Source organism: Pseudomonas sp. Irchel 3H9, from assembly GCF_900187495.1.
GTDB lineage: Bacteria > Pseudomonadota > Gammaproteobacteria > Pseudomonadales > Pseudomonadaceae > Aquipseudomonas > Aquipseudomonas sivasensis.
This window is the reverse complement of sequence record NZ_FYDK01000001.1, coordinates 736,228-753,426: the sequence shown is the minus strand read 5'-3', so window position 1 is coordinate 753,426 and position 17,199 is coordinate 736,228. Positions and strand designations below refer to the sequence as shown.

At 60.4% G+C, this 17,199-nt stretch carries 19 protein-coding genes; 7 read left to right on the top strand and 12 right to left on the bottom strand.

The features are described from left to right. The first annotated feature begins 30 nt into the window (after positions 1–30). From CKW32_RS03595 to CKW32_RS03585, 3 genes are all read left to right on the top strand, one after another. On the top strand, positions 31–363 hold the full coding sequence (locus tag CKW32_RS03595; protein ID WP_032888505.1) for a hypothetical protein: 333 nt from the start codon (positions 31–33) through the stop codon (positions 361–363). A gap of 99 nt (positions 364–462) precedes the next feature. Beyond that, positions 463–963 carry a methylated-DNA--[protein]-cysteine S-methyltransferase gene (locus tag CKW32_RS03590; RefSeq protein ID WP_032888503.1) on the top strand — a complete coding sequence of 167 codons (501 nt, stop codon included), beginning with the start codon at positions 463–465 and terminating at the stop codon, positions 961–963. 111 nt (positions 964–1,074) lie between these two features. Further along, a complete protein-coding gene (locus tag CKW32_RS03585; protein WP_032888502.1) occupies positions 1,075–1,500 on the top strand; it encodes a low affinity iron permease family protein in 426 nt (141 codons plus the stop codon). Positions 1,501–1,554: 54 nt separating this feature from the next. On the opposite strand, the gene CKW32_RS03580 is transcribed toward CKW32_RS03585, so the two are convergent. The 4 genes from CKW32_RS03580 to CKW32_RS03565 form a co-directional block, all read right to left on the bottom strand. Next, positions 1,555–2,082 carry a DUF4142 domain-containing protein gene (locus CKW32_RS03580; protein ID WP_005785958.1) on the bottom strand — a complete coding sequence of 176 codons (528 nt, stop codon included), beginning with the start codon at positions 2,080–2,082 and terminating at the stop codon, positions 1,555–1,557. 118 nt (positions 2,083–2,200) lie between these two features. Next, a complete protein-coding gene (locus CKW32_RS03575) occupies positions 2,201–2,842 on the bottom strand; it encodes a LysE family translocator (protein ID WP_095184058.1) in 642 nt (213 codons plus the stop codon). A gap of 54 nt (positions 2,843–2,896) precedes the next feature. Beyond that, positions 2,897–3,307 (bottom strand): fosfomycin resistance glutathione transferase, encoded by a 411-nt coding sequence (fos, locus tag CKW32_RS03570; protein ID WP_095184057.1) that lies wholly within the window; start codon positions 3,305–3,307, stop codon positions 2,897–2,899. Positions 3,308–3,319: 12 nt separating this feature from the next. After that, positions 3,320–4,246, bottom strand: a complete 927-nt coding sequence (locus CKW32_RS03565; RefSeq protein WP_095184056.1) for a LysR family transcriptional regulator — start codon at positions 4,244–4,246, stop codon at positions 3,320–3,322. 68 nt (positions 4,247–4,314) lie between these two features. On the opposite strand from CKW32_RS03565, the gene CKW32_RS03560 reads away from it, so the two are divergent. Next, on the top strand, positions 4,315–4,803 hold the full coding sequence (locus tag CKW32_RS03560) for a DMT family transporter (protein ID WP_095184055.1): 489 nt from the start codon (positions 4,315–4,317) through the stop codon (positions 4,801–4,803). Positions 4,804–4,876: 73 nt separating this feature from the next. Here the strand turns inward: CKW32_RS03560 and CKW32_RS03555 are convergent, their stop codons facing one another. Both CKW32_RS03555 and yiaY read right to left on the bottom strand, forming a co-directional pair. Further along, positions 4,877–5,551 (bottom strand): NAD-dependent epimerase/dehydratase family protein, encoded by a 675-nt coding sequence (locus tag CKW32_RS03555; protein ID WP_095184054.1) that lies wholly within the window; start codon positions 5,549–5,551, stop codon positions 4,877–4,879. 91 nt (positions 5,552–5,642) lie between these two features. Next, positions 5,643–6,791, bottom strand: a complete 1,149-nt coding sequence (gene yiaY / locus CKW32_RS03550) for an L-threonine dehydrogenase (protein ID WP_095184053.1) — start codon at positions 6,789–6,791, stop codon at positions 5,643–5,645. A gap of 124 nt (positions 6,792–6,915) precedes the next feature. Here yiaY and CKW32_RS03545 point away from each other — a divergent pair, with 124 nt between their 5' ends. Beyond that, on the top strand, positions 6,916–7,932 hold the full coding sequence (locus CKW32_RS03545) for a DUF4917 family protein (protein ID WP_095184052.1): 1,017 nt from the start codon (positions 6,916–6,918) through the stop codon (positions 7,930–7,932). 458 nt (positions 7,933–8,390) lie between these two features. After that, on the top strand, positions 8,391–9,290 hold the full coding sequence (locus tag CKW32_RS03540) for a DMT family transporter (RefSeq protein ID WP_032888485.1): 900 nt from the start codon (positions 8,391–8,393) through the stop codon (positions 9,288–9,290). Between the two features lie 41 nt (positions 9,291–9,331). On the opposite strand, the gene CKW32_RS03535 is transcribed toward CKW32_RS03540, so the two are convergent. The 4 genes from CKW32_RS03535 to CKW32_RS03520 all read right to left on the bottom strand — a co-directional run bounded on the left by CKW32_RS03535 (position 9,332) and on the right by CKW32_RS03520 (position 12,754). Beyond that, positions 9,332–10,549 (bottom strand): SAM-dependent methyltransferase, encoded by a 1,218-nt coding sequence (locus CKW32_RS03535; RefSeq protein ID WP_095184051.1) that lies wholly within the window; start codon positions 10,547–10,549, stop codon positions 9,332–9,334. 208 nt (positions 10,550–10,757) lie between these two features. Continuing rightward, positions 10,758–11,375 (bottom strand): TPM domain-containing protein, encoded by a 618-nt coding sequence (locus CKW32_RS03530; protein WP_032888481.1) that lies wholly within the window; start codon positions 11,373–11,375, stop codon positions 10,758–10,760. Between the two features lie 31 nt (positions 11,376–11,406). Next, the gene (locus CKW32_RS03525) at positions 11,407–12,138 is read right to left on the bottom strand and encodes a YgcG family protein (protein WP_095184050.1); all 732 of its coding nucleotides are present in this window, start codon (positions 12,136–12,138) and stop codon (positions 11,407–11,409) included. Between the two features lie 4 nt (positions 12,139–12,142). Beyond that, entirely contained in the window at positions 12,143–12,754 is a 612-nt protein-coding gene (locus tag CKW32_RS03520; RefSeq protein WP_095184049.1) for a LemA family protein, read from the bottom strand. A gap of 244 nt (positions 12,755–12,998) precedes the next feature. Here CKW32_RS03520 and bglX point away from each other — a divergent pair, with 244 nt between their 5' ends. After that, the gene (bglX, locus tag CKW32_RS03515) at positions 12,999–15,290 is read left to right on the top strand and encodes a beta-glucosidase BglX (protein WP_095184048.1); all 2,292 of its coding nucleotides are present in this window, start codon (positions 12,999–13,001) and stop codon (positions 15,288–15,290) included. Positions 15,291–15,417: 127 nt separating this feature from the next. Here the strand turns inward: bglX and CKW32_RS03510 are convergent, their stop codons facing one another. Together CKW32_RS03510 and CKW32_RS03505 are read right to left on the bottom strand one after the other, a co-directional pair. Next, positions 15,418–16,575 (bottom strand): phosphatidylserine/phosphatidylglycerophosphate/cardiolipin synthase family protein, encoded by a 1,158-nt coding sequence (locus tag CKW32_RS03510; RefSeq protein WP_032888320.1) that lies wholly within the window; start codon positions 16,573–16,575, stop codon positions 15,418–15,420. Position 16,576: 1 nt separating this feature from the next. Further along, complete coding sequence (locus tag CKW32_RS03505) at positions 16,577–17,167, bottom strand: YceI family protein (protein ID WP_032888323.1); 591 nt, start codon at positions 17,165–17,167, stop codon at positions 16,577–16,579. Between the last annotated feature and the right edge of the window lie 32 nt (positions 17,168–17,199).

Genomic DNA, 17,199 nt, shown 5'->3' with positions numbered 1-17,199 from the left:
TTGGTCTGCCAGAAATGCGGAACCACAGCCATGCTTGAACCTGGACAAGCCACACCAAAGCCCCTATTGCGCCAAATACTCGGCTGGGTGCTGGTATTACCCCTGCTGATCTCGTTTGTACGGTTGCCATTCCCTCTAGGACTGGTGCTGGCACTGGGCGTCATGGCCGGATCGGTCTACGGCTTACGGCTAGCCCATCGTCATGCAACCCGGCGAGTCACCCTGTTCGCCTTGATCGTCACCCTGCTGAATGGCATCTCATTGATCGCAATGGGGACAGCTTCACTGCTTAAAGCCGTGTTTTATCTTGTGTGGCTCTACGCGTATCCGCATTACACCAACTGGGTGTACTGGAATTTCTAAGCCCTGAAGAATTCGATCGCAAGAAACGTAGTTTTCAGTGCAGCGCAGGGAGCTACAGTCTCGATCACTTATCGACACGGCCTGACGAGGACCTCAACCATGCCCTACGAATACAAGCTCATGCCCTCCCCCGTCGGCCAACTCACCCTGGTGGCGCGCAATGGCAAGCTAAGCGCCATCCTTTGGGAGACAGAACGCGCCAACCGCGTGCGCCTGGGGGAGTTGCACGAGGCCAACCAGAATCCGGTGCTGCTGGAGACCGAGCGCCAGTTGCAGGAGTACTTCGCCGGCACGCGCAGCACCTTCGAGCTGGAACTGGATTTCAACGGCACCGCGTTCCAAAAGCAGGTCTGGCAGGCGTTGCTCACCATTCCTTTCGGCGAAACCCGCAGTTACAGCCAGATCGCCCGGCAGATCGGCAACCCCAAAGCCGTGCGCGCCGTCGGCGCTGCAAATGGGCGAAACCCGATTTCGATCGTTGCCCCGTGCCATCGGGTCATTGGTGCGGCGGGCAGCCTGACCGGATTTGCCGGTGGACTGGAAGCCAAACACTACTTGCTCACGCTGGAAGGCACCGGCCAGGCTCAATTGGCGTTCTAGGATTACGCGACAAAATCGTACACATGTGTTCAGGCGCGCAATTGTAAAAAGAAATTTCAGCGAGCCACTGCGGTCCATCATTTCATCGCCATCTCAATAAGGAACCCGGTCATGAAATTCTCCGCAGTCTCGCAATCCCTGTCTCGCTGGGCTGGCAGCCCGCGCACGTTCTACGCAGCGGTGGCGTTGATCTTGGCATGGAGCCTGAGCGGGCCGTACTTTCACTACAACGACACCTGGCAACTGATCATCAACACTTCGACCACGATCATCACCTTCCTGATGGTGTTTCTGATCCAAAACACACAAAACCGCGACAACGACATCCTGCATATCAAGATCGACGAGTTGCTGCGCGTGTCCAAGGATGCGCAGAACGCCGTACTCAGCCTGGACGGCCTGGACCGCAAAGAGCTGGAAAAACTGCGCCAGGAATACCGCAGCATTGGCAATACCGGCACCGTCAACCTGAACAGCAGTTGCGGCCACGCCGCCGACGACGCGGCGCCCGCCAAAACCGATCTGAATCAGGCATAAAAAAACGGCGGTTGGAGAAGATCCAACCGCCGTTTTTCAATTCAGGTAACGGCTTCAACCGTCGCCTTGATGACCTTTACCGTAGGTGGACGCCAAGGCTCGGGCCTTCTGCAGGCGCTCCTCCAATTTGGGCAGTGTCTCATCCACCAACGCTTTTATTTCCGGCACATCCGACGCAGCGCCTTCCTTCTTGAACAGCGCGATGGCGTCTTCGTTTTCCTTCACCTGCTGCGCGGTGTAAGCGGCATCGAACGAGTCACCGTCCTTGAGTTCGGGCATCAGGGTTTCAGCTTTGTCGACGATTTTTTCGCGGGGCGCCACGGGCAGGTCGAGCTTCTTGGCGATAGCCGCCAAGTGCTGGTTGGCCAAGGTGCGCTCGTTGATCACCTCGATGGTGTAGTCCTTGATTTCCTGGGACGAGGTTTTCGCGTGTGCCATGCGGCTGGTCTCGATATCGGCCATGCCTTTGGCAGAAGCCTGCTCGATGAATTCAGCAGGCGACTGGGCGAAAGCATTGCTGGCGCCGAGGCCCAGCAGCATCGCGAAACTGGCGGTGCGTAACCGGATAGCCATGCGGCTCATGATGGGTTCCTCCAGGGCAAAAATAAGTACGGGGAACACACCCCGCCCTGAATTCGAATTTTCAGGGCGGTAAAGGTTTAGAAAAAACTCGCCGGTGCGACGAACGGTCGTCGGCGCATCAAGCGGATTTGCTGGCAAACAGGCCCGGCAATGCATGGGCCAGGGCGTTGATGGCGAAGCCGATAAACATCACGCCACAGAGCCTGGTGATGAGGATTTCATGGCGCTGATACACCGTGCGTACGCGCTGGGCGCCGACCACGCCGATCAGGATTGCGTAGGCCAACACACCACCGACGAAGCTCAGGAAGATCAACGCCGGCAGCATCGACCAGGTCAGCAATTCGGCACGGCTGGACAGCAACGCCGTAAACGTCGCCACCGCGACTGGATACGCCTTGGGGTTGGTCAAGCCGAACACAATGCCGTGCCAGAACGGATGCCGCGCGGCGCCCTGAGGGGCATCACTGCTGCGACGCTGGGTGCGGATGGCCCGCCAGCCAAGCCAGAACAGATACAGGCCACTGAGCACGCCGAGCACATCGAACGCGCTGCTGCCGACTTCCCGCGCGCCCACAATCGCGACCAACGCCGTACTGCACCACAGCACATCGCCGAGCAAGTACCCACACAGAAACCCCGCCCCGGCACGACGGCCGCGGGCGGCGCCGATGCCAAACACTGCCAAGACTCCGGGGCCAGGCGTAATACCGTAGATAAAACCCGACGCGAGGACGGCGAGCAGCAGGGATAGGGTCATGGGCGTGACTCAAACAAAGCGTGGGAAGGTGGAGCGATTCTGCACGTTCCTACGCTAAGGGTAAAACCTCATTCCCGAATAGGGTTTTTCGCGGCAAGCCAACAGACGCGAAGCCAGGTCGCCGACATGGGCTTCGAGCTTATGACCGTCGGGATCAAGGAAATAGAACGAGGCGCCTTCGCTTCGGTTATCGCGCCACTCCTGCACCTCGGCGGCGCGCAGACGCGAGACCAGCGCAGCGAACTCACTCGTTCCGACGGTGAACGCATAGTGGGTGTAATCGGCACCTGGCTTCGACTCGCGTAGCGGATCAAGCGACAGGCATAGCCATAGACCCGGCAATGACAAATAGGCGCCGCTGTCCCAAGTGGCGTCGAGCTTGAGCTGCAACAGCTCATGGTAAAAAGTGACGCTACGACTCAAGTCGGTGATGGCCAGGGTCAAGTGATTGAAGCCTGAGAGCATGTCTTTTTCCTGTTATCTGCGGCCTTCGGACAACATACCCTGCACCTGCCCAATCAACCACTGCAACCCAGAATCCCCTCCCCGTCGCGCATGCCACGCCAGCTCGAAGGCAAACGAGGGAATATGAAATGGCGGCGCCACGGCGACCAGATGCTGGTGATCAATATTCAGCAAGCCTCGCGACGATACGGTCAGGATCAAGTCCGTGCCCTCAATCAACTGCGGCGCCACACCCCAGTGCGGCAGGCTGATCGCCACATGCCGCCGCTGACGAATCGCCGTCAGCGCTCGTTCGATTTCCGGCGTGCCGCTGCCGCGCATTTCCAGCAGCACATGGGGGCGCGAGAGGTAGGTGGGCAGGTCGAGAGAGCCGTCCTGCGGCAGGCTGCTACGGTCCACCAGACAGGTGTAATGCTCGTCGAACAAGGGCGTAGTACGCAGTTCAGCAGGCATATCGGGGAACACGCCAGCGGCCAGGTCAAGGTCGCCATTGAGCACGCCTTCAACCATGCCTTCGCGGCTGGTCTGGATGATTTGCAGGTCGATGCCCGGTGCTTCACGGCGCAGTACACGAACCAACCTCGGTAGGAAAATCGCCGCGCTGTAGTCCGACATCGCCACACGAAAACGACGCTTTGCCGATGCCGGATCAAAGCGATTCGGCGCCAGTAGCGCCTGCACCTGCGCCAACGCTTCGGCCAGCGGTGCCGCCAATTCCAACGCACGGGCGGTGGGCACCAGCGTGCCGCCCTGACGCACCAGCAACGGATCACCCAGCACATCCCGCAACCGCGCCAGCGCATGGCTGACCGCCGGCTGGCTCAGGTGCACGCGCTCGGCGGCGCGGGTGACGTGTTGCTCACTGAGCAAGGCGTCGAGGATCACCAACAGGTTGAGGTCAATACGGCGCAGATCATTCATCAGCTGCATATCCAGCATGAGAATTTGGAATTTAAATTTGATCGACGAATGACCTAGAGTCCAGCAAAACCTCTGGGAGATCCAACATGACAACGTTGCAGTGGGCAGGTTTATTGGCGCTAGCGGTAATCGCCGGGGCGGTGGTGCCGTTTCAGAGTGCAATCAATGCCAACCTTGGGCGCGGGCTCGGCCACCCGCTGTGGGCCACCCTGGCGTCACTACTAGTGAGCATGATGGTGTTGCTGCCGGTGATCGTGGCGCTGCGTCTGCCGCTGCCCAGCCTCACGTTTATCGTCAAGGCGCCGCTGTGGATGTGGGCCGGTGGCGCGTTTGGTGTGTGCTTTATCGCGCTGGCGTTGATGCTGCTGCCCAAGCTGGGTGCGTCGGGGTTTATCGCCCTGGCGTTGGCGGGACAGATGCTTGCATCACTGCTGCTCGATCACTTTGGGTTGTTCGGTCTGGTGGAGCGTCAACTGACAACGCCACGGGTGCTTGGGGCATTGTTGTTGATGGGCGGTGTGGCGCTGATTCAGTTTGGCAACACGTCCGCACGTGCACTGGCAACAGCGAGCTGATCAGCCTTTGGCATCGATTTCAGTGATGTCATCCGGCGCGCAAGGCAACTCACCGTTGCGCGCGGCCACAGCATCAGCAGCGCTCAGCCGCCAGGCGATTGATCTCGCCCTGCTCCACCACCGGTTGCGGCGCGCCATGGCGCACCGCTTGCAACATGGCTCGGCCGACAGTTTCCGTACTCACCACCCAGCCCGGCTTAACCCGACGCACCAACGAAAGCACTGGCCCGAGCACGGAGTAAAACGCTTGATACAGCGGCGTCTTAGAGCGCACACCGTGCAGCGGCTGAATGATCCCCGGCCGAAACAGGTACACCGCGTTGAACGGCAATCGCAGCAACGCGTTCTCGGTCTTGCCTTTGACCCGCGCCCACATCGAATGGCCCGCCTCGGAGCTGTCGGTGCCAGCGCCGGACACGTAGATAAACGTCATCTGTGGATTGAGCCGCGCCAAGGTGCTGGCAGCTACGAGCGTCAGGTCATAGGTGAGGTGGGTGTACGTGGTTTCATTCATGCCGGCCGACGACACACCGAGGGAGAAGAAGCAGGCATCAAAGCCTTGCAGCAGGTTTTCCAGGGGTTGGAAATCCAGCATGTCGCTGTGCAATACCTGATGCAGCTTGCCGTGTTCCTGGGTCAGGGGCGTGCGGCCAACGGCGACGATTTCCTGGACATCGGCAGCCAACAGGCATTCACGCAGAACGCCTTGGCCAACCATGCCGGTGGCTCCGAATAACAGAACTCTCATAAGGTGACCTCAGCGGCAAGCCGCAAGCTTCATGCTCAAGTTGAATGCATCCAACCTGTAGCTTAACGCTTGCAGCTTGAGGCTGCCCCACTCAAAACGCGCTGCGAAAGATCTCCTCGATCTGACGCTGATCCGCGCGCCGTGGGTTGGTCAGGCCGCACGCATCCTTCAACGCATTGGTCGCCAGCAGCGGAATATCCTGCAACTTGGCACCCAGCTCACGCAGGCCCGCCGGAATTTCAACGTCCTGGGCCAGGCTACGAATGGCGGCGATGGCAGCTTGGGCGCCCTCTTCATCGGTGATGCCCTTGATGTCTGCCCCCAGCGCTCGGCCTACATCGCTCAAGCGTTTGGCGCTTACGCTGGCGTTGAAGCTTTGCACATGGGGCAGCAGCACCGCGTTGCACACGCCGTGGGGCAGGTCGTAGAACCCGCCCAGCTGGTGAGCCATGGCGTGCACAAAACCCAGGGACGCGTTGTTGAACGCCATGCCGGCGAGGAACTGCGCGTAAGCCATGTTTTCCCGCGCGACCTTGTCACTGCCATCACGGACAGCCAGGCGCAGGTTGGCGCTGATCAGTTCGATGGCCTTGATCGCGCAGGCGTCAGTGATCGGCGTGGCGGCGGTGGAGACATAGGCTTCGATGGCGTGAGTCAGGGCGTCCATGCCGGTGGCGGCGGTGAGCCCCTTAGGCATGCCAACCATCAGCGATGGGTCGTTGACCGACAGCAGTGGCGTGACGTTGCGGTCAACGATGGCCATTTTCACGTGACGGGTTTCGTCGGTGATGATGCAGAAGCGGGTCATCTCGCTGGCCGTGCCGGCAGTGGTGTTGATGGCTACCAGCGGCAGTTGCGGCTTGGCCGATTGGTCCACGCCTTCGTAGTCGCCGATATGCCCGCCGTTGGTGGCGCACAGGGCGATACCCTTGGCGCAGTCATGGGGCGAGCCGCCGCCCAGCGACACCACAAAATCACACGCACTTTGCTGCAACAGCGCCAGGCCTTTCTCGACGTTTTCCACATTGGGGTTGGGTTTGGCACCGTCATAGATCACCGAGTCGATGTCTTGCATCGCCAGTTTCTCGGCGATCATGCTGGCGACGCCCGCCTTGGCCAGACCGGCGTCGGTGACAATCAGCGCCTTGCGAAAACCGTAGTTGCGGATGGCGTTCATGGCTTCGTCGAGGCAGTCGGTGCCCATGATGTTGACGGCTGGGATGAAGAAGGTGCTGCTCATGGCGAATCCTCGGATAACGTTTCTGCCTCTAGCATCGGCCTCAGTTGTCTGCGGCATCTTGATCAGGATCAACGTCAGCTCGTGATAAAGTCACCGCCCAGCCGATTTCGAGTAGCCCGCCGCAATGAAGGATTTCCAGGATATTGACGCCCACCTTGAAGACTGGAGTGCCCTGCGCAGCACCATCGACTTCACTGGGATTCTGATCGGCAACGGCGCGAGCCGTACGGTTTGGGAAGACTTTGCCTACGACTCGCTGTTCGAAAACGCCCGCACCGTCGAAGAAAAACCCCTCAGCCCATCCGAACTCAGTGTGTTCGACGCCCTGCAAACCCGCAGTTTCGAACAAGCACTGGGCGCGCTGAAAACCACCAGCCGGGTCAACAAGGCCCTGGCGGTCAGCTCGGCGGCGCCGCGTAATCGCTACTACGCGATCAAGGAAGCATTGATCAACACCATCCACGCCGTGCATATCCCGTGGCGCTTGGTGAAGCCATCGACACTGGCGACGGTCAACGCGGAACTGGCCGGTTACTCCACCGTATTCACCAGCAACTATGACCTGCTCAACTATTGGGCGATCCTTCACACGCCGGGCATCGACGATCTGTTCCGCAGCGCCGACGCCAGCTTCGACCTGCGCAACACCCGCACCGACGCCACACGCATCCTGTACCTGCACGGCGGCTTGCACCTGGTGCGAAACCTCGACGGCACCGCACGCAAATTACCCACGACTGACAGCACCTTGCTCAGCAGCTTTGCCATCAACAACACGATCAAGACCCTGGACGATGTGCCGCTGTTTGTCAGCGAAGGCACCGTGCAGGAGAAGCTCAAGACCATCCGCAGTTCGGACTACCTGTCGTTCTGCTATGAGCAGTTGCTGACCTATGAAGGCGCGCTGTGCATCTTTGGGCACGGCCTGGGGCCTCAGGATCAGCACTTGGTGGATGCCATTCGCCAAGCCAATTTGAGCACCCTGGCGATCTCGGTGTCGGGGCGCAGTGACGGGTTTATTCGCCAGCAGAAGCGGCGGTATTCGGAGTTATTTGACGGCAGCGGCGTGGAGCTGAAGTTTTTTGCGGCGCGCACGCATCCACTGGGTGATCCAGCACTCTCAGTACCTGTGGAACGCTGATCAAGCCCGCCTTATCAAACTTAAATAAGTTACTGACTTTAAAGGCTTAAATACCAACCCTTAAGTCTAGAGTCCTGCATGAGTCATTTCAGTCGAGCGCCTTCTTGTAGCGAGCGGGCTTGTCCCGCGTAGGGCTGCGCAGCAGCCTAAAAACCAGGCGCAGAGGAGCGCCTGATACACCGCATTCGTCTTCATCAGGAAGCACTTCGCCCCAAAGCGGGATAAGCCCGACCCGTTGTCGTCCGATGCCTTTCGCGGGTTCTATGGCGGGGCTATCGCGCCCGCGATGCAGGCACCTCGGTGTGTCAGTGACCACGACATGATGCAATCGCAGGCAAGCCCGCGCCCACACAAGATCAACTGTACGGATAAATCCGTATCCAGCTGTAGGCCCGCGTTCGACGGGGGTTGTGGCTATATGGGCTTCCCTTGAAGCCCTCTAGATTTCGGTTGCCCCCATGAGCTCGCGCGAAAACACCGGCATGGCCCTCGGCCTGCTGGGCGTCATCATCTTCAGCCTGACCCTGCCCTTCACCCGTATCGTGGTGCAGGAAATCCACCCGTTGCTCAATGGCCTGGGCCGAGCGTTGTTCGCGGCGGTACCGGCGGCGGCGCTGTTGCTGTGGCGCCGTGAGCGCTGGCCGACCTGGCGCCAGGTGCGGGGTTTGTGCCTGGTGATCGCCGGGGTCATTCTCGGTTTCCCGGTGCTGTCGGCGTGGGCCATGCAAACCTTGCCGGCGTCCCATGGTGCGCTGGTCAACGGTCTGCAACCGCTTTGCGTGGCGCTGTATGCAGCATGGCTGTCCCATGAACGGCCGTCGAAAGCCTTCTGGGCCTGCGCCGCATTGGGCAGTGCGTTGGTATTGAGTTATGCGTTGATCACCGGCGCCGGAAGCATCCAGGCGGGGGATCTCTTGATGCTCGGCGCGATTGCCGTGGGCGGTTTGGGTTATGCCGAGGGCGGTCGATTGGCCAAGGAGATGGGCGGCTGGCAGGTGATCTGTTGGGCGCTGGTGCTGTCAACGCCGGTGCTGATCGGGCCGGTGTGGTACTTGGCGGCGCAGCATCAAGGTGCGATTTCCATGCGTACCTGGTGGGCGTTTGGGTATGTGTCGCTGTTCTCGCAGTTCCTGGGGTTCTTTGCCTGGTACGCCGGGTTGGCCATGGGGGGCATTGCGCGGGTCAGCCAGATCCAGCTGTTGCAGATCTTCTTCACCATCGCGTTTTCGGCGTTGTTCTTTGGGGAACATATCGAGCCAATTACATGGGTGTTTGCGTGCGGGGTGATTGTGACGGTAATGCTGGGGCGCAAGACGGCGGTGCAACCTGCGCCAGTCCCCAAGCCAAGTGCAGTCTAAATGTGGAAGGGGGCAAGCCCCCTTCCACATTTGAGCAGTGTTCAGGCCAGGTAGCCATCCGCGCGCAGCAGGGTTTCCAGGCAGTGTTCGGTGATGTGGTAGAACGCCTTGAGCTCCTGAATCTTCTCCAGCAACTGCGTATTGTCCACCGGCTCGTTACGCTTGACCGCGAGGATCATCTTGTTCTTGTTGGTGTGTTCCAACGAGATGAACTCGAACACTTTCGTCTCGTATCCACAGGCTTCGAGAAACAATGCCCGCAAACTGTCGGTAACCATTTCCGCCTGCTGGCCCAAGTGCAAACCGTATTGCAGCATCGGTTTGAGCAGCACCGGGCTCTGGATCTGCAAGCGGATCTGCTTATGGCAGCACGGCGAACACATGATGATCGACGCGCCGGAGCGGATACCGGTGTGGATCGCATAGTCGGTGGCGATATCGCAGGCATGCAGGGCGATCATCACGTCCAGCTCGCTCGGCGCCACGCTGCGTACGTCGCCGCATTTGAACACCAGACCCGGGTGTTCCAGGCGCGCAGCGGCGGTGTTGCACAGGGTCACCATGTCTTCGCGCAATTCAACGCCGGTAACTTCGCCTTCGGCCTTGAGGGTGTTGCGCAGGTAGTCGTGGATCGCAAACGTGAGGTAGCCCTTGCCCGAACCAAAGTCGGCGACACGCACCGGTTGATCCAGCTTCAGCGGTGACGAGGTCAGTGCATGGCTGAACACTTCGATGAACTTGTTGATCTGCTTCCACTTGCGCGACATCGACGGGATCAGCGCCTGCTTGGCGTCGGTCACGCCCAGGTCGGCGAGGAACGGCCGGCTCAAGTCGAGGAAGCGATTCTTCTCACGGTTATGCTCCGCCGAAGGTGCCTCGCGCAGTTGCTGTGGCTTGCTTTTGAACAGCGAGCTTTTGTTCTTCTTGCTGTATTCCAACTGGGCTTCGTCGGTCAGCGACAGCAAGTGCGCATTCTTGAACGACGCCGGCAGCAGCTCGGCAATCGCCGCCACGCCGTCGGCCAGCGGCAAGTTCTTGGTGATGTCACGGGTCTTGTAGCGGTAGACGAAGGACAGGCGTGGCTGCTCCTTGACGGTCACCGCCTTGATGATCAGCCGCTGAAGCTCGGCTTCGTCACCAACGTACTTGGCCAGCACCAGCTTGATAAAGGCGTTCTGCGCAAGGCTTGTGCTCAACAGTTCGATGAACTGGGCGTGGTGATCCGGCGCAGGGCGGACAGGTTGAGCGGTGACGGACATGAACAAAAACGCCTCGGGCTGGGAATGCCGGGCATTTTAGGGGGGATAGTCCACCAGGGCACGGAGTTATTTGACCAGTGGTCACCGCAGACTCAAATGTGGGAGGGGGCTTGCCCCCGATAGCCGTGGATCAGTTTGAACATCGTTGACTGACACTCTGCAATCGGGGGCAAGCCCCCTCCCACATTTTCAGCCAGTGGTGGCGGGGCTATTCCAGTACGACCAGCCGGTTTGGCAGTTCATTGCGGGTCTGCGTTACCGGCACATGCACCTTCAGCAATTCACCGCATGCATCGATACACGCAATAAACCCAGCCAGCGTCTGCCCCTGTTTCACCTGCTGGGTAAACGCCCTGACGATCCCATCCCAATGACTGTCATCCAGGCGGCTGGAGATGCCATCGTCCACCAGGATTTCCACATAACGCTCCGCCTCGCTGACAAAAATCAGCACCCCGGTACTGCCCAGCGTGTGGTGCAGGTTCTGCTCCAGAAACTGCCGGCGCGCCAGGTTGGAAGCGCGCCAGTGCCGCACGGAGCGCGGGATCAAGCGGGTCGTGACCTTGGGCAAGCGGAACACCAGGCACAACACGATGAACGTCGCCCATTGCGCCAGCAGCAAGGTGTACATGGTCAGGTAGCCGGACAGGTAATGCACCACACCCGGCACCACCAAGGCGATCAAGCTGGCCCACAACAAGGGGATGTAGGCGTAATCGTCGGCACGCGCGGCCAGCACGGTGACCAACTCGGCGTCGGTCTGTTGCTCGACCCGGGCAATCGCCTCAGCGACTTGGCGTTGCTCGTGTTCAGTCAGTAATGCCATGGTTGTACATGCTCTTTTCTAGTTATTGTCATCACCAGCCACCTGAAGCACCGCCGCCGCCGAAGCCGCCACCGCCGCCGCGAAAACCACCGCCGCCACCGCCTCCCCCGCCGCCGCCGCGTCCACTGCTGCTGAGAATCGCCAGCAGGATCGCGCCCACCGGCAGGCCCATGCGGTTACACAGCCACAACACGCCAATCAGCAGGATAACCAGGCCGATGGAAAACCCGGGATTATCCTTGGCAAAATTGGCATCCGCCACATGGGCCGGTACCGCCAATGGCTCACCGCCCACCACCTGGATCATCGCGGCCACACCGTCGCTGATGCCCTGGCTGAAATTGCCGGTTTTGAATTTGGGGGTGATCACCTGGTTGATGATCACCCAGGACTGCGCATCGGTCAGCACGCCTTCCAGGCCGTAACCGACTTCGATGCGCAATTTGCGCTCATCGCGGGCGACGATCAACAGCGCGCCGTTGTCCTTGCCCTTCTGGCCAATGCCCCAGTGGCGCCCCAGTTGATAACCGAAGTCTTCAATAGGCACGCCTTGCAGGTCAGGCACGGTGACCACCACGATCTGGTCGCCGGCGGTTTGCTCCAGCGCCTGCAACTGCTGGGACAACTGCGCGCGCACCGCCGGGTCGATCATCTGGGCGTTGTCGACCACCCGTCCGGTCAACTCCGGGAAGGTCAGCGCTGCCTGGGCCACGCCCACGCAGGCCAGCAGCCACAGTGCCAGCCCTATCCGTAATAAGCGCATCGGCTTACTTGAACTTCACTTGCGGTGCTTTATCGGCATCGGCACTGGTGGCTTCAAACGTTTGGCGGATCGGCAAGTCGCTGTACATCACGCTGTGCCACAGGCGACCTGGGAAGGTGCGGATCTCGGTGTTGTAAGCCTGCACGGCCTGGATGAAATCACGACGGGCCACGGCGATACGGTTTTCGGTGCCTTCAAGCTGGGATTGCAGGGCCAGGAAGTTCTGGTTGGCCTTGAGGTCCGGGTAGCGCTCGGACACCACCATCAAGCGGCTAAGCGCGCCGCTCAAACCGTCCTGGGCTTGCTGGAACTGTTTGAGTTTCTCGGGATTGTCGAGGGTGCTGGCGTCGACCTGGATCGAGGTGGCCTTGGCCCGCGCTTCGATCACGGCGGTGAGGGTGTCTTGTTCATGGGCAGCGTAGCCTTTGACCACTTCCACCAGGTTAGGGATCAGGTCGGCGCGGCGTTGGTATTGGTTCTGCACCTGGCCCCAGGCGGCTTTGGCCTGTTCGTCCAGGGTGGGAATGGTGTTGATGCCGCAACCGCTCAGCACCGTGCTGATCAATAGCAAAGCTGCGGCTTTGAAGCCCCAGCGGTAACTTTGTGCTGCTTGCATGGTGTCTCTCCTGAGCAATCTTGATGGAATTTGACGACTGACCCTATAAACCGCGCGCTTGGGGCATAATCCGCTCCCACTACTGGATTGCATCGAATCATTCAGCTAAAAAGATGCCCAGCGCAAATAAGAGTTCAGAAGTGTGGTGCATTTTCTGCAATAACACTCGAACAACAACATATGTTCCCCACATTTTGGCAGAACAGCGCATGTTTGCTGTGCAGTGAGCCGAAAAAGGATATTCATGAAGAAGCTGTGTTTGCTCGGCCTTGTTGCCACGCTGGCCACCCACCCCGTCTGGGCAGAAACAAAGCCTGCTGCGCTTAAAGACAAGGACGCCTTCGTCAGCGACCTGCTCAAGCAGATGACCCTCGATGAGAAGATCGGCCAATTGCGCCTGATCAGCATCGGCCCCGAAATGCCCCGCGAGCTGATCCGCAAGGAAATCGCCGCCGGCCGCATCGGTGGCACGTTCAACTCCATCACCCGCCCGGAAAACCGTCCGATGCAGGACGCGGCCATGCGCAGCCGCTTGAAGATCCCGATGTTCTTCGCCTATGACGTGATCCACGGTCACCGCACCATCTTCCCGATCAGCCTGGCCCTGGCCTCCAGCTGGGACATGGACGCCATCGGTCGCTCAGGGCGCATCGCTGCCCAGGAAGCCGCCGCCGACAGCCTCGACATCACCTTCGCGCCGATGGTCGACATTTCCCGCGACCCACGCTGGGGCCGTACCTCCGAAGGTTTCGGCGAAGATACCTACCTGGTGTCGCGAATCGCCGAAGTCATGGTCCGGGCCTTCCAGGGCGCCAGCCCCGCAAATGCCGACAGCATCATGGCCAGCGTCAAGCACTTCGCCCTGTACGGCGCGGTGGAAGGCGGCCGCGACTACAACGTGGTCGATATGAGCCCGGTCAAGATGTACCAGGACTACCTCCCGCCGTACCACGCGGCGATCAAGGCCGGCTCCGGCGGCGTGATGGTGGCGCTCAACTCGATCAACGGCGTGCCCGCCACCGCCAACACCTGGCTGATGAACGACCTGCTGCGCAAGGACTGGGGCTTCAAAGGCTTGGCCGTCAGCGACCATGGCGCGATCTTCGAACTGATCAAGCATGGCGTGGCCAAGGACGGGCGTGAAGCCGCGAAGCTCGCGATCAAGGCCGGCATCGACATGAGCATGAACGACTCGCTGTACGGCAAGGAATTGCCTGGGCTGCTCAAGTCCGGTGAGATCGAACAGAGCGACATCGACAACGCCGTGCGCGAAGTGCTCGGCGCCAAGTACGACATGGGCCTGTTCAAGGACCCGTACCTGCGCATCGGCAAGGCTGAGGATGACCCGGCAGACACCTATGCCGACAGCCGCCTGCACCGCGCCGAGGCCCGCGATATCGCGCGCCGCAGCCTGGTATTGCTGAAAAACCAGAACAACACCCTGCCGCTGAAAAAATCCGCGACCATCGCGCTCGTGGGCCCACTGGCCAAGGCGCCGATCGACATGATGGGCAGCTGGGCCGCTGCCGGTAAGCCGGAACAATCGGTGACCCTGCTCGACGGTTTGAATGCGGTCATCGGCGAGAAAGGCAAGATCATCTACGCCCGTGGCGCCAACATCACCAACGACAAGGCCGTGGTGGACTATCTCAACTTCCTCAACTTCGATGCCCCGGAAGTAGTGGATGACAAGCGCGCACCGCAGGTGCTGATCGATGAGGCCGTCAAAGCGGCCAAGGATGCCGACGTGATCGTCGCGGCCGTGGGTGAGTCCCGTGGCATGTCCCACGAATCGTCGAGCCGCACCGACCTGAACATCCCGCAAAGCCAGCGCGACCTGATCAAGGCGCTCAAGGCCACCGGCAAGCCGCTGGTGCTGGTGCTGATGAACGGCCGCCCGCTGTCGATCCTGGAAGAGAACCAACAGGCCGACGCGATCCTGGAAACCTGGTTCGCCGGCACCGAAGGCGGCAACGCCATCGCCGACGTGCTGTTCGGTGACTACAACCCGTCGGGCAAGCTGCCGATTACGTTCCCCCGCTCCGTGGGCCAGATTCCGACCTACTACAACCACCTGACCATCGGCCGGCCGTTTACCCCAGGCAAACCGGGCAACTACACCTCGCAGTACTTCGATGACACCACCGGGCCGCTGTTCCCGTTTGGTTATGGCCTGAGCTACACCACGTTCAGCCTGTCGGATATGGCGCTGTCGTCCACCACCCTGAACAAGACCGGCAAGCTCGACGCCAGCGTCACGGTGCAGAACACCGGCAAGGTCGACGGCGAAACCGTGGTGCAGATGTATATCCAGGACGTCGCGGGTTCAATGATCCGTCCGATCAAAGAACTGAAGAACTTCCAGAAAATCATGCTCAAGGCTGGTGAAGAGCGCACCTTGCACTTCACCATCACCGAGGAAGACTTGAAGTTCTACAACACCCAGCTCAAGTACGCGGCGGAACCCGGCGAGTTCAATGTGCAGATCGGCCTGGACTCCCGGGATGTGCAGCAGCAGACGTTCGAACTGCTCTAACGCCTGACGCGCTCAAACAATATGGGAGGGGGCTTGCCCCCGATTGCGGTGTACCAGCCAGCATATCTGGAGCTGAGTCATCGCTATCGGGGCAAGCCCCCTCCCACATTTGATCTCAGTGTTCTTGCTAGCCGCGTCGGTCCAGCACGTTCACCACCAACCGATCAATCCACCCCCACACCCGCTGCTTCACCCGCCGCCACAACGGTCGCGCCTTCCACGCCTCCAGGCTCACCGCCTGACTCTGGGCAAAATCCCGTTCGAAACTGCCTTCCACCGCCAGCGTCAATTCCGGGTCCAACGCTTCAAGGTTGGCTTCCAGGTTGAAGCGCAGATTCCAGTGGTCGAAGTTGCACGAGCCGATGCTGACCCAATCGTCCACCAGCACCATTTTCAGGTGCAAAAAGCACGGCTGGTATTCAAAAATCTGCACGCCCGAGCGTAATAAGCGTGGGTAATAACGATGCCCGGCGTAACGCACCGACGGGTGATCGGTACGCGGGCCGGTGAGCAGCAAACGCACATCCACCCCACGCCCTGCCGCCCGGCGCAAGGCACGGCGCACGCCCCATGTGGGCAAGAAATACGGCGTGGCCAGCCAGATTCGTGTCTTGCTGCTGTTGAGCGCGCGGATCAGCGATTGCAGGATGTCGCGGTGCTGACGGGCGTCCGCATACGCGACGCGGCCCAGTCCCGGGCCGGTCGCTGGTACTTTGGGCAGGCGCGGCAAGCCGAAATGGGTGGCCGGTTTCCACTCCCGGCGCGCCACGTTGGCGTGCCATTGGCGATCGAACAGCGCCTGCCAATCCAGCACCAGCGGGCCGCTGATCTGCACCATCACTTCGTGCCATTCGGCGGTGTCTTCGCCCGGCGTCCAGAATTCATCGGTGACGCCTGTGCCGCCGACCACGGCGATATTCTGGTCGATAAGCAGCAGCTTGCGGTGGTCGCGGTACAGGTTGCGCATCCAACGGCGCCAGCTCAGGCGATTGTAGAAACGCAGCACCACACCGGCATCGGTCAAACGCTTACGCAGTCCCAGGGTGAACGCGAGACTGCCGTAGTCATCGAACAGGCAACGCACCAGCACGCCACGTTCGGCGGCGAGCACCAGCGCCTGCACCAGCGCTTCGGCGCACGCGCCCGCCTCCACCAAGTACAACTCAAGATCCACCTGGCGCTCAGCGCGGGCAATGCCCACGAGCATTTGTGGAAAGAAATTCGGTCCGTCGATCAACAACTCGAAACGGTTGGCGCTGCGCCACGGGAACACCGCGCCGCTCACGTCAGCGCGCCGTAAAAATCAGCACCGCACCCACCGGCACCGACAAGCTGATCGACTTGAGCCCCGCCGCTTCACGCAATGCCGCCACACCCGGTGCCAGGTCGAAGTCCTCGGCGTGCAACACCACAGGTTCCAGGGTCACCACCTGGAAACGCCGGTCATCCAGGCGCGTGGCCAGGAGTTCTGCGCTGTAGGTCTGGGTTTTGCCGTGCAAAGTGACGTTCAGCGGCAGGCGCAATTCCAGTTGCGCGCCGGGGGCCAGGTCATTGATCGGTTGCAGGTTGATCTGTGCACTGATCAGCGCATCAGGAAAAGTCTTGATCTCGAAAAGCTGATTGCGCATGCGCTCGTCACGCAGCGGGATGCTGCTGTTGACTGACTCCAGCTCCACTTCCAATTGCGCCGCGCCCTTGCTGTCGACCTTACCGTGCAGCACCAGGAAGCGATGGACTTCAGCGATCTCGGTGTTTTTGGTGGTGACGAACGACAGGCGCGAGGACTCGTTGTCCAGGTACCAATCGGCGTGGGCGGGTACGGCGGCAGCGACCAGCAGGGCAAAGGCCAGGGGTTTGATAACAGACGCGTTGAACATTAAGGACTCGTGGGGAAAAAACCTGCACGAAC

Bases quoted from the DNA above. Each gene is read 5' to 3' on its own strand.
- CKW32_RS03595 (WP_032888505.1), top strand. From the start codon at position 31: ATGCTTGAACCTGGACAAGCCACACCAAAGCCCCTATTGCGCCAAATA.
- CKW32_RS03590 (WP_032888503.1), top strand. From the start codon at position 463: ATGCCCTACGAATACAAGCTCATGCCCTCCCCCGTCGGCCAACTCACC.
- CKW32_RS03585 (WP_032888502.1), top strand. From the start codon at position 1,075: ATGAAATTCTCCGCAGTCTCGCAATCCCTGTCTCGCTGGGCTGGCAGC.
- CKW32_RS03580 (WP_005785958.1), bottom strand. From the start codon at position 2,082: ATGAGCCGCATGGCTATCCGGTTACGCACCGCCAGTTTCGCGATGCTG.
- CKW32_RS03575 (WP_095184058.1), bottom strand. From the start codon at position 2,842: ATGACCCTATCCCTGCTGCTCGCCGTCCTCGCGTCGGGTTTTATCTAC.
- fos (WP_095184057.1), bottom strand. From the start codon at position 3,307: ATGCTCTCAGGCTTCAATCACTTGACCCTGGCCATCACCGACTTGAGT.
- CKW32_RS03565 (WP_095184056.1), bottom strand. From the start codon at position 4,246: ATGCTGGATATGCAGCTGATGAATGATCTGCGCCGTATTGACCTCAAC.
- CKW32_RS03560 (WP_095184055.1), top strand. From the start codon at position 4,315: ATGACAACGTTGCAGTGGGCAGGTTTATTGGCGCTAGCGGTAATCGCC.
- CKW32_RS03555 (WP_095184054.1), bottom strand. From the start codon at position 5,551: ATGAGAGTTCTGTTATTCGGAGCCACCGGCATGGTTGGCCAAGGCGTT.
- yiaY (WP_095184053.1), bottom strand. From the start codon at position 6,791: ATGAGCAGCACCTTCTTCATCCCAGCCGTCAACATCATGGGCACCGAC.
- CKW32_RS03545 (WP_095184052.1), top strand. From the start codon at position 6,916: ATGAAGGATTTCCAGGATATTGACGCCCACCTTGAAGACTGGAGTGCC.
- CKW32_RS03540 (WP_032888485.1), top strand. From the start codon at position 8,391: ATGAGCTCGCGCGAAAACACCGGCATGGCCCTCGGCCTGCTGGGCGTC.
- CKW32_RS03535 (WP_095184051.1), bottom strand. From the start codon at position 10,549: ATGTCCGTCACCGCTCAACCTGTCCGCCCTGCGCCGGATCACCACGCC.
- CKW32_RS03530 (WP_032888481.1), bottom strand. From the start codon at position 11,375: ATGGCATTACTGACTGAACACGAGCAACGCCAAGTCGCTGAGGCGATT.
- CKW32_RS03525 (WP_095184050.1), bottom strand. From the start codon at position 12,138: ATGCGCTTATTACGGATAGGGCTGGCACTGTGGCTGCTGGCCTGCGTG.
- CKW32_RS03520 (WP_095184049.1), bottom strand. From the start codon at position 12,754: ATGCAAGCAGCACAAAGTTACCGCTGGGGCTTCAAAGCCGCAGCTTTG.
- bglX (WP_095184048.1), top strand. From the start codon at position 12,999: ATGAAGAAGCTGTGTTTGCTCGGCCTTGTTGCCACGCTGGCCACCCAC.
- CKW32_RS03505 (WP_032888323.1), bottom strand. From the start codon at position 17,167: ATGTTCAACGCGTCTGTTATCAAACCCCTGGCCTTTGCCCTGCTGGTC.